Annotated in this window: 8 protein-coding genes; 2 read left to right on the forward strand and 6 right to left on the reverse strand. The window is 70.9% G+C overall.

Features of this window, described 5'->3' with window-relative positions; genetic code table 11:
- The 5 genes from G3I56_RS38825 to G3I56_RS38845 form a co-directional block, all read right to left on the reverse strand.
- Positions 1 to 571: hypothetical protein (locus G3I56_RS38825; RefSeq protein ID WP_164417608.1), on the reverse strand; the 571-nt coding region annotated here is incomplete at its 3' end.
- Between the two features lie 92 nt (positions 572 to 663).
- Complete coding sequence (locus G3I56_RS38830; RefSeq protein ID WP_164417610.1) at positions 664 to 1,884, reverse strand: MFS transporter; 1,221 nt, start codon at positions 1,882 to 1,884, stop codon at positions 664 to 666.
- A gap of 76 nt (positions 1,885 to 1,960) precedes the next feature.
- The gene (locus G3I56_RS38835) at positions 1,961 to 3,418 is read right to left on the reverse strand and encodes a citrate:proton symporter (RefSeq protein ID WP_164417612.1); all 1,458 of its coding nucleotides are present in this window, start codon (positions 3,416 to 3,418) and stop codon (positions 1,961 to 1,963) included.
- Between the two features lie 122 nt (positions 3,419 to 3,540).
- Entirely contained in the window at positions 3,541 to 5,808 is a 2,268-nt protein-coding gene (locus G3I56_RS38840) for a molybdopterin oxidoreductase family protein (protein ID WP_164417614.1), read from the reverse strand.
- A gap of 139 nt (positions 5,809 to 5,947) precedes the next feature.
- A complete protein-coding gene (locus tag G3I56_RS38845; RefSeq protein WP_164417651.1) occupies positions 5,948 to 6,565 on the reverse strand; it encodes a TetR/AcrR family transcriptional regulator in 618 nt (205 codons plus the stop codon).
- A gap of 117 nt (positions 6,566 to 6,682) precedes the next feature.
- Between G3I56_RS38845 and hmgA the strand changes: the two genes are divergently transcribed.
- Both hmgA and G3I56_RS38855 read left to right on the forward strand, forming a co-directional pair.
- Complete coding sequence (gene hmgA / locus G3I56_RS38850; RefSeq protein WP_164417616.1) at positions 6,683 to 7,999, forward strand: homogentisate 1,2-dioxygenase; 1,317 nt, start codon at positions 6,683 to 6,685, stop codon at positions 7,997 to 7,999.
- Between the two features lie 27 nt (positions 8,000 to 8,026).
- Positions 8,027 to 8,776, forward strand: coding sequence for a GntR family transcriptional regulator (locus G3I56_RS38855; RefSeq protein ID WP_164417618.1), 750 nt, complete (start codon positions 8,027 to 8,029; stop codon positions 8,774 to 8,776).
- Positions 8,777 to 8,839: 63 nt separating this feature from the next.
- On the opposite strand, the gene G3I56_RS38860 is transcribed toward G3I56_RS38855, so the two are convergent.
- Positions 8,840 to 9,727 (reverse strand): type VII secretion system-associated protein, encoded by an 888-nt coding sequence (locus G3I56_RS38860; protein WP_164417620.1) that lies wholly within the window; start codon positions 9,725 to 9,727, stop codon positions 8,840 to 8,842.
- Between the last annotated feature and the right edge of the window lie 35 nt (positions 9,728 to 9,762).

Below are 9,762 nucleotides of genomic sequence, written 5' to 3' on the forward strand. Positions count from 1 at the left end.
CGACCCCGCCGCCGCCCGCGGGAACCCCACCGTGCGGGCCGCCCGGACCGCCGCCGGGACCGCCGGGACCTCCGCCGGGGCCACCCGGCCCGCCGGGCGGGGTCGATGTGCCGGTCGGGGTCGGTGTCCCGGTCGGTTCGTCGGTCGGGCAGTCGACCTGGAACACCTTGTGCTTGCCCGCGCCCTGGCCGCCGACGATGTTCCACGTCAGCTTGTACTGACCGTCCGGCAGCGCGAGGGGCAGGGTGTGTCCGGTGCCGTCGGGCTCCAGGTCGAGGGTGTCACCGAGGGTGGCGCCGTTCGCCTCCAGGGGCTGGGTCTCGATGGACCACTCGATGTCCTGGCCGTCGGGGAGGTCGTCGAAGTTGAACGCGGCGAGGTAGAAGTCGCAGACCTTGGGCTCGTTGCGCTGGTCGTTGAAGGGCGTACCCACCTTGTGGATCTTGACGTCTCCGTTGTCGCCGGGGGCGGCGACGGCGGTGGCCCCGATGAGGGTGGTGCCCGCGAGGGTGAGGGCCGCGAGCGCGGCGGTACGAACGCCGGTCCGGCGTGGACGGAGAGAGGTGGGCATGCGCGGTTCCTCCGAGTCAGATGATTTTCACACAAATCACGCTTCTTCTGACTCTCTTTCACACTTCCGCCCTCAAGGGCGGAAGCACCGCCCTACGCCCCGTCGGACATCACCCTTCCGGCCCTCTCCCGCTTCTCCGCCGACACCTGAGGGTCCGACGAGCGCACCGCGGTCCCCGCCGCCAGCAACAGCAGCGCGCCCAGCATCACGAACGGTGCCGCCACACCCGTGACCCCGGCGACCAGACCGGCCGTGGCGGGCGCGGCGACCTGGCCGAGCCGGTTGCCGGTCAGGCGCAGCGCGAGGGCGGTGGAGCGGGCGCCGGCCGGGGCGGCCTGGACGACCGTCGTCATCGACAGCGGCTGTCCGACGCCCAGGCAGAAGCCGAGTGCCGCGAGCATGATGGCCAGCCCCCACACCGGCACCGGCAGCGCGATCCCCGCGCACAGCAGCGCCGCCAGCAGACAGGTCACGGTGAGCAGCAGGCGCCGGCCGAGCAGTCTCAGCAGGGGCGTCAGCACCAGGCGGCACGCGATGGTGGCCGCAGCGCGCAGTCCGAGCAGTACGCCGATCAGCGCCGGTGCGATGCCCCGGTGCTCGCCGACCACTGGAAGGTAGGCGGTGAGGATGTCGGTCGCGGACAGCACGGCGAGGCTGACGAAGATGCCCGCGGGGACGCCCCGGGTACGCAGGATGCGGTGCACGGGGACGCGATCACCCTGCTCCGTAAGGGACTTGACGGCCGTACGGTCCTCGACGCGCCACAACGACGTGAACGACAACGCGGCGACCCCGCCCGCGACCAGCAGGGCGCGGGCGCTGGTGGCCGCCATGTCGTGGCCGCCGATCAGCGCGCCCGCCGCGATCGGGCCGATGAACTGGCCGAGCGAGACGCCGATGGTGAAGTGGCCGAAGTTGCGGTCCTGTTCGTGCGGGGCGGACCGGCGGGCGACGATCGACTGACCGCCGATGACGAAACAGAGGTGACCGAGGCCCATCACTCCGCTCCACGCGGCCATCGTGCCGAGGGAGCCCGCGGTCGCGCCGAGAGCGCACCCACCGGAGACCAGCAGCGCGCCGACGGTCAGCAGGGGTGCGCAGCGGCCGTGGTCGGTGCGGCGGCCCAGCGGTACGGCGGCGAAGAGCGGAAGCAGGGCGTACGCGGCGGCGATGACGCCGATCGCCCGCTCGTCCGCGCCCAGCGCGAGGGCCCGGTAGGAGACGGCGGGCCGGGCCATCGACACCGCCCCCTGCGTGAAGCTGAAGGCGATGACGAGGCGGAGCAGCCAGCCGCGGTTCCCACCGGGCCTCATGGTGTTGTCCTTCCGGACGGATGCGCGGATCAGTTGCGGTTCGGACGCGAATCGGACGCGAGTCGGATGACGCGGATCAGATGATGCCGAACAGGATGCCCGCCCCGAGGATGGCCAGCGAGGTCAGTACTGCCCACTTGACCACGAACTTCGTGTGGTCGCCGAACTCGACCTTCGCCATGCCGACGAGGACGTACACGGCCGGGACGAGCGGGCTGGACATGTGCAGGGGCTGGGCGATGAGGGAGGCACGGGCGATCTCCAGCGGGGAGACGCCGTGGGCCGCGCCGGCTTCGGCGAGGACCGGCAGGACGCCGAAGTAGAAGCCGTCGTTGGACATGAAGTACGTGAGCGGGATGCTGAGCAGGCCGGTGACGAAGGCCATGTGCGGGCCCATGCCGTCGGGGATGTTGTCGACGAGCCAGCGGGCCATGTGGTCGACCATGCCGGTGCCGGTGAGGACGCCGGTGAAGACGGCGGCGGCGAAGACCATGCCTGAGACGTTGAGGACGTTCTCGGCGTGGGCGCCGAGGCGGGCCTTCTGGTCGGGCATGTGCGGGAAGTTGACCGTGAGGGCGAGCGCGGCGCCGAGCAGGAACAGCACCGGGATCGGCAGCCACTCCATGATCATGGAGGTGAGCAGGGTGACCGTGAGGAGCGCGTTGAACCAGTAGAGCTTGGGGCGCAGGGTGGTGCGGTTCGGGTCGAGGACCTTCAGCATCCGGTCGTCGTCATCGTCCATGCCGTCGTCACGGATGCTCTCTGCACCCGAACCGCCCGTGGGTGCGGCCGAGTTGCCCGCACCGGATCCCCCGGCCGACTTCGCGCCCGAACCGGCGCCGACTAGCACGGTCTCCGACTCCTGGTCCAACTCCCGCTCCCGCTCCGGGTCCTCCACCAGGACCGCGTCCAGCGTGAGCACGCCGAGCCTCGTGCGCTCGCGGCGGCCGAGGACGTACGAGAGGGCGATGACGAAGGCCAGGCCGACGGCGAGGGCCGGGATCATCGGGACGAAGATGTCGCTGGCGTCCAGCTTCAGGGCCGTCGCGGCACGGGCCGTCGGGCCGCCCCAGGGCAGGGTGTTCATCACGCCGTTGGCCATCGCGGCGACGCCGGTCATCACGACGAGGCTCATCTTGAGGCGCTTGTACAGGGGGTACATCGCCGAGACCGTGATCATGAAGGTGGTCGAGCCGTCGCCGTCGAGGGACACGATCGCCGCGAGGATGGCCGTGCCGACGACTATGCGCAGCGGGTCGGCCTTGGCGAACTTCAGGATCCCTCGGACGATCGGGTCGAAGAGACCGACGTCGATCATCACACCGAAGTAGACGATCGCGAACATGAGCATCGCCGCGGTGGGGGCGAGGCTGGTGACGCCGTCGATGACGTAGTCACCGAGCTTGGCGCCCTTCCCGACGAAGACGCAGAACAGTGCCGGGATCAGTACGAGCGCCGCGATCGGCGACATCTTCTTCAGCATGATCAGGACCAGGAAGGTCGCGATCATCGTGAAGCCCAGAATGGTCAACATGAGTGGGTTACCTAACGTTCGCCCTTGAACTCCCACCGGAGTCGGCAGTGCGTTGACGTTAGGTCGGCCCCACAAGTCTTAACAAGATGTTGACGTGCGAGCAATAAGCGCAAAACTCCAGGTCACAGCGTTGTGCCTGCTGGGGCGAGATCGATGGGTACACCATTGAGTACGGCGTTGCCCGACAGCGGGTCGAGAAGGCTGCCGTCGAGGAGCTGGTTGACGTTGACACCGGGGTCGACGGCGGCGTGCGCGAGCCGGGTCCCGGACCGGTCGTGCCCCCACCCGTGGGGCAGGCTGACGACCCCGCGCCGTACGACGTCGGTGATCTCGGCGGGGGCCACCACCTCTCCCCCGGCGCCCTTGATCCGCACGGGGGCTCCGTCGAGCACGCCGAGGCGGGCGGCGTCCTCGGGGTGGATGTGCAGGGTGCAGCGGTTGGTGCCGCCGGTGAGCGCGGGGATGTTGTGCATCCAGCTGTTGTTGGAGCGAAGATGCCGGCGCCCGATCAGCACGATCCCGGCGGGGCGCTCACGCAGGGCCTCGCGCAGTCGCGGCAGGTCGTCGGCGATGGGCTGCGGCAGCAGCTCGATCTTCCCGCTGCGCGTCTTCAGGGGCTGCGGCAGGCGCGACTTGAGCGGCCCGAGGTCGATGCCGTGCGGGTGGGCGAGCACTTCGGCGAGGCTCAGACCGTCCGGTCGTGCGCCGAAGCCGTCGCCGTACGGGCCCAGGCGCAGCATCAGGTCGAGGCGGCGCTCGGGACCGGTGTCGCCGTCGAGTTCCTTGGCGAGCTGCTGCGGATCGCGGCCGTGGACCGGGGAGTGGGGTTCCTTGACGGCCTTGCCGAGGGTCTGGTCGATGACCATGGCGTCCACGGCGGAAGGGTCGGCGCCGTGCATGCCGGTCGCGGCCAGGATCAGCCGCGCGAGGATCTCGGTCTCGGCCATGCGTCCCGGTTCCAGGGGGACGGCGGGGCGGTTGTAGCGGACCTGGTTGCGGACGGCGAGGGTGTTGAAGGCGAAGTCGTGGTGGGGGCTCTGCGAGGGCGGGGGCGGGGGCAGCACGACGTGCGCGTGGCGCGAGGTCTCGTTGAGGTAGGGGTCGACGCTGACCATGAAGTCGAGCGAGTCCAGCGCCCTGTCGAGCCGGTTGCCGTCGGGCGCGGAGAGGACGGGGTTCGCGGCGACGACGATCAGGGCGTGAATCGGCTCGCCCTCGGCCGTGGCGGTGTCGATCTCCTCGGCGAGCGCGGAGAGCGGCAACTCGCCCTTGGCCTCCGGGTGTTGACCGACCCGCGAGTGCCAGCGGCCCAGCGTGAACCCGTGGCTGGGTCCGGCCGGCCGGGGTGTCCGGTCCGTGGCCGCCTGCGGGAAGAGGGCGCCGCCGGGCCGGTCGAGGTTGCCGGTGAGGATGTCGAGGACGTCGACCAGCCAGCTGGCGAGGGTGCCGTGCAGGACGGTGCAGCTGCCCATGCGGCCGTAGACGGCGGCGGTGGGCGCGGCGGCGAGTTCACGGGCGAGGGTACGGATGGTGTCGGCGTCCACGTCACAGGCCTCGGCGACAGCGTCGGGCGTGAAGTCCCCTACGGCCGCCCGCACTTCGTCGACGCCTTGGACGTGCGGCCCCAACTCGCCGAGGTCGACGAGGTGTTCGTCGAAGAGGACGTACGTCATCGCGGCGAGCAGGAGGGCGTCCGTCCCGGGGCGGATCGCGATGTGCCGGTCGGCGAGTTTGGCGGTGCGGGTGCGGCGCGGGTCGATGACGGTGAGCGTGCCGCCGCGTGCCCTGAGGGCCTTGAGTTTGCCGGGGAAGTCGGGCGCCGTGCACAGACTCCCGTTGGACTCAAGGGGGTTGGCGCCGATGAGCAGCAGATGGTCGGTGTGGTCGAGGTCGGGTACGGGGATCGCGTTGGCGTCTCCGTAGAGCAGCCCGCTGGAGACGTGCTTGGGCATCTGGTCGACCGTGGAGGCGGTGAAGACGCTGCGCGTACCGAGGCCGGCGAGCAGGACCGGCGGGTAGAGGGCCCCGGCCATGGTGTGCACGTTCGGATTCCCGAAGACGGCTCCGACGGAGTTCGGCCCGTACCGCTCGACCACGCCCCGGATGCCGGCGGCTACGGCGTCGAAGGCCTCCGCCCAGCTCGCCTCGCGCAACTCGCCGTCCCGTCGCACAAGAGGGGTCCGCAGCCGGTCGGGGTCGCTGTCGAGGGCTCCGAAGGAGGCGCCCTTGGGGCAGATGAACCCCTGGCTGAACACGTCGTCGCGGTCCCCCCGGGCACTGGTGACCCGGCCGCTCTCGATGGTGAGCGTCAGTCCGCAGGTGGCCTCGCAGAGAGGGCAGACACGCAGGGCGGTGCGGGATTCGGTTCGGGAGTCGGTGGGGCTGGACACGGGTCCTCCCGGGTGGGGGGTGGCGGCAACGGTGACGCACGGATGGTGTCGAGCATACCGACCGGTACGGATGGAGGGGAGGGGTTGCGCACACCCGCCTCGGCCGGTGCGGGCGAGCCGGGCGAGTTGGCCGGGAACCTCAGTCGAGCGCCCGCGCCAGATACGCCCGCAGCAACTCCCGCGCCTCCGCGATGATGCGCTCGTCCCCCTCCGGGGCGACCCGGAAGGCCAGGTGGACAAGGGTGTCGGCGGTCTCGACGGCGATCAGGAACATGCGGCGCAGATCGTCGTCAGGTTCACGGGCGAGGACGCCGGAGAGAAGGGCGGTGAGGGTGTCGGCGACGCGGTGGTTGGGTCCGGCGTCACGTTTGCCGACCGGGATCTGGTTGCCGAAGTCGACGAGCGAGAAACCCGGCGCGGTCCGTTTCATGGCCAGGTACTCGTCGAGCACGGCGTCCATGGCCTCGCGCCAGCCGCCCCCGGTCTGCTGCGCCAGGCGCTCGGTGACGCGCGTGATGTAGCGCTCCAGGTTCCGCTGGGCCAGCGCGTCCGCCATGGCGCGCTTGTTGCCGAAGAAGCGGTACACGGAGCCTATGGGGACGCCGGCGCGTATCGCCACCGCCCGGGTGCTCAGGGCGTCGTAGCCGACCTCGTCGAGAAGGTCGGCGCAGGCGTCGAGGATTCTGGTCAGCCGTTCGGCACTGCGCCGCTGTACGGGCGCACGACGTAGCGAGGTCGCTGGGGGCACGGGATTCATCATGCCGGTCCCTGCCGACCGGGTGAACCTCACCCCTCACTTTCCCCTCTTGCGCCCGCGAACGCCGAATCCTACGGTGAAGCATAGGAATGAGGGACGGAGAGCGAGGGAGCACGGATGAGCGGGGACGCGCGGAAGGCGGCCGAGGGGCTTGTACACCTCACCGGTTTCGGCAATGAGCACAGCTCGGAGGCCGTTCCCGGCGCCCTGCCCGAGGGCCGCAACTCGCCACAGCGCGCCCCCCTCGGCCTCTACGCCGAGCAGCTCAGCGGTACGGCGTTCACCGAGCCCCGCGCCCACAACCGCCGCTCCTGGCTGTATCGCATCCGCCCCTCGGCCGCGCATCCCCCGTTCACACCCATCGGCAATGGCTCGATCCGCACGGCACCCTTCACGGAATCCGTGCCCGATCCGAACCGGCTGCGCTGGGACCCGCTGCCCGAGCCCCCGGCCGGGACGGACTTCCTGGCGGGCCTGTGGACCCTCGGCGGCAACGGCGACGCAACGCAGCGCAGCGGCATGGCCGTGCACCTGTACCACGCCAACTCCTCGATGGAGCGGGTGTTCAGCGACGCCGACGGGGAGCTGCTGATCGTCCCGGAGACCGGCGGGCTGCTGCTGCGCACCGAGTTCGGGCCGCTGTTCGTCGAGCCCGGCCATGTCGCGCTCGTCCCTCGCGGGGTGCGCTTCCGGGTGGAGCTGACCGACACCACCGCCCGGGGTTACGTGTGCGAGAACTACGGCACCCCCTTCCGGCTCCCCGACCTCGGCCCGATCGGCGCCAACGGGCTGGCCAACGCACGGGACTTCCGGGCGCCGGTCGCCGCGTACGAGGACGTCGAGGGTCCGGTGGAGGTCGTCAACAAGTTCTGCGGCAACCTCTGGACGGCCGTCTACGACCACTCCCCGCTCGACGTCGTCGCCTGGCACGGCAACCATGTCCCGTACGCCTACGACCTGCGCCGTTTCAACGTCCTCGGCAGCCTCTCGTACGACCACCCGGACCCGTCGATCTTCACGGTGCTCACGTCGCCGTCGGACACGCCGGGGCTCGCCGGGATCGACTTCGTCGTCTTCGCGCCGCGCTGGCTGGTGGGCGAGGACACCTTCCGGCCGCCGTACTTCCACCGGAACGTGATGAGCGAGTACATGGGGCTGATCGACGGCGCGTACGACGCGAAGGCTGAGGGGTTCCTGCCCGGAGGCGGCTCGCTGCACAACATGATGTCCGCGCACGGGCCCGACCGGGAGACCTTCGACCGAGCGAGCGCGGCCGAGCTGCGGCCCCAGAAGGTCGACGACGGACTGGCGTTCATGTTCGAGACACGGTGGCCGATGACCCTGACGGCACAGGCGGCGCGGGCCGAACATCTGCAACCCGGGTACGACGACGTGTGGTCGGGCCTCCAGCGGCACTTCCGGCCGTTGCACTGAGCGTTGCCGACCGGTACGGATACCTCCGTGACCTCCTTCGCGCCGGACTCGATCGTCCTGAACCGCAAACTGCCGCTCTGGTACCAGGTTTCGCAGTCCCTGCGCGCCTCGATCCTCGGCCGCTCGGCGCGGGACCCGCTGCGGCTGCCCACCGAGGAGCAGTTGGCGGGTCACTACGGCGTGAGTGTGCTGACGATGCGCCAGGCGCTCAAGGAACTCGAGGACGAGGGGCTGATCAGCCGGCACCGCAGGCGCGGCACGTTCATCGAGCCGGACGCCCGACAAGGCACTCCCGTACGGCTCCTGGGCTCGGTCGACGCCATCGTCGCCCAGCAGTCCGGCATGACCACCGAACTCCTCGGCCACGGCAGCGCGCCCGTGCCCACCGAACTCGCCGAGTACTTCCCGGATCTCGTGGAGGTGGCCACGTACCACCGGCTGCGCGGCGACGAGGAGACCGGCGAACCGACCAACCACGCCCGCAACTACGTCCGCCCGGAACTCGCCGAGCGCATCGACCGGCGGGACCTGCTCCGCTGGCCGATGACCAAGGTGCTGCGGGACGTGGCGGGTGCGGACATCAGCCGCATCACGGACACCGTCCAGGCCCGCCTCGCGGACCCGGAGACGGCCCGGCTGCTCCAGGTCCCGCTGCTCAGCCCGATCCTGCACTACACGGGCGTCGCGTACGACGGGACGGGCCGGGTCCTGGACGTCGCCGTCATCCACTACCGCGGCGACCGCTTCTCCTTCACGGTGACGCTGGACGCGACGTAGGCGCCGTTCGGCTCGTCCACGCCTGTCAGGCCCCGCCCGGCTCTCCTGGCTCTCCCGGCTCGGTCAGCTTCCGTTCCGGTCCGTCCCGGTCTCTGTCTGCGTCTCCGTCGCGGTCCCCGCCTCCGGGCCGCCGGGCGCTGTCCGAGTCGCCGTCCACTGATCGTCCGTCAGGAAGTCGGGCCGGTCCTCGAGCGTCGCGATGTCCGGCAGATCCGTGACGGCGTCCGGCCGGGCGGCGGACCGGCCGGGCTCGGGGAACTCGTCCCCGCCCTCCGCCTCGTACCGTTCCAGGTCGGCCTTGCTCTCCCGCAGCGCGCTCACCGTGACGAGTTGCCCCACCGGGGCGGAGGAGCTGAGGAACAGCACCTCTCGTCCCTCCGGGAGCCGTTCCAGCAGGGCGGGCACCGACATCACCTCGTGCGGGGGCAGGCGGTCCGCGTCCAGTTGGGGGGAGGTGGAGAAGACGGGCACGGCCTCGGTGCCGTCCTGGGCGTCGGTCACCGCCAGGTCGCCGTGTTCGTCGACGCAGACGGCCACTTCGGCGTCGGCGAGCATCAGGGCGAAGAGTTCCTCGGAGGCGTAGCCGGTGGCGACCAGTTGGAGCGCGGCGTCCACGGGGCTGACCGGCGGGGCCCAGCCGTACGAGTCCGGGGAGGGGCGGTAGTCGGGGTTCTCCTCCCACTCGACGATCTCGCCGTTCGCGTCGCTGCGCCAGCGGCCGAGGCTCGCCCAGGGCGGCGGGGGTTCGTCCTCGTCGCCGTTCCAGTGGCGGTCGATGACGGAGAGCCAGTGGTCGGGGGCCACCTTCGCCGCCTTGACGTAGTCCTCGGGCGGCTCCCGGAAGCCCTCCTGGCCCTTGAGTACCGAGGTGGGGCCGCCCTGGGGCCCGGTGGGGTCCGCCTCCGCGGGGTTCTGCGGCTCGTCGGCCGGGGGGCCGGAAGGACTCGTCATGGGATCAGACTCCATCGATGTGCGGGGGGGGCGGG

Origin of the sequence: Streptomyces sp. SID12488 (assembly GCF_010548275.1) — a bacterium.
In the GTDB taxonomy this organism is placed as follows: Bacteria; Actinomycetota; Actinomycetes; order Streptomycetales; family Streptomycetaceae; genus Streptomyces.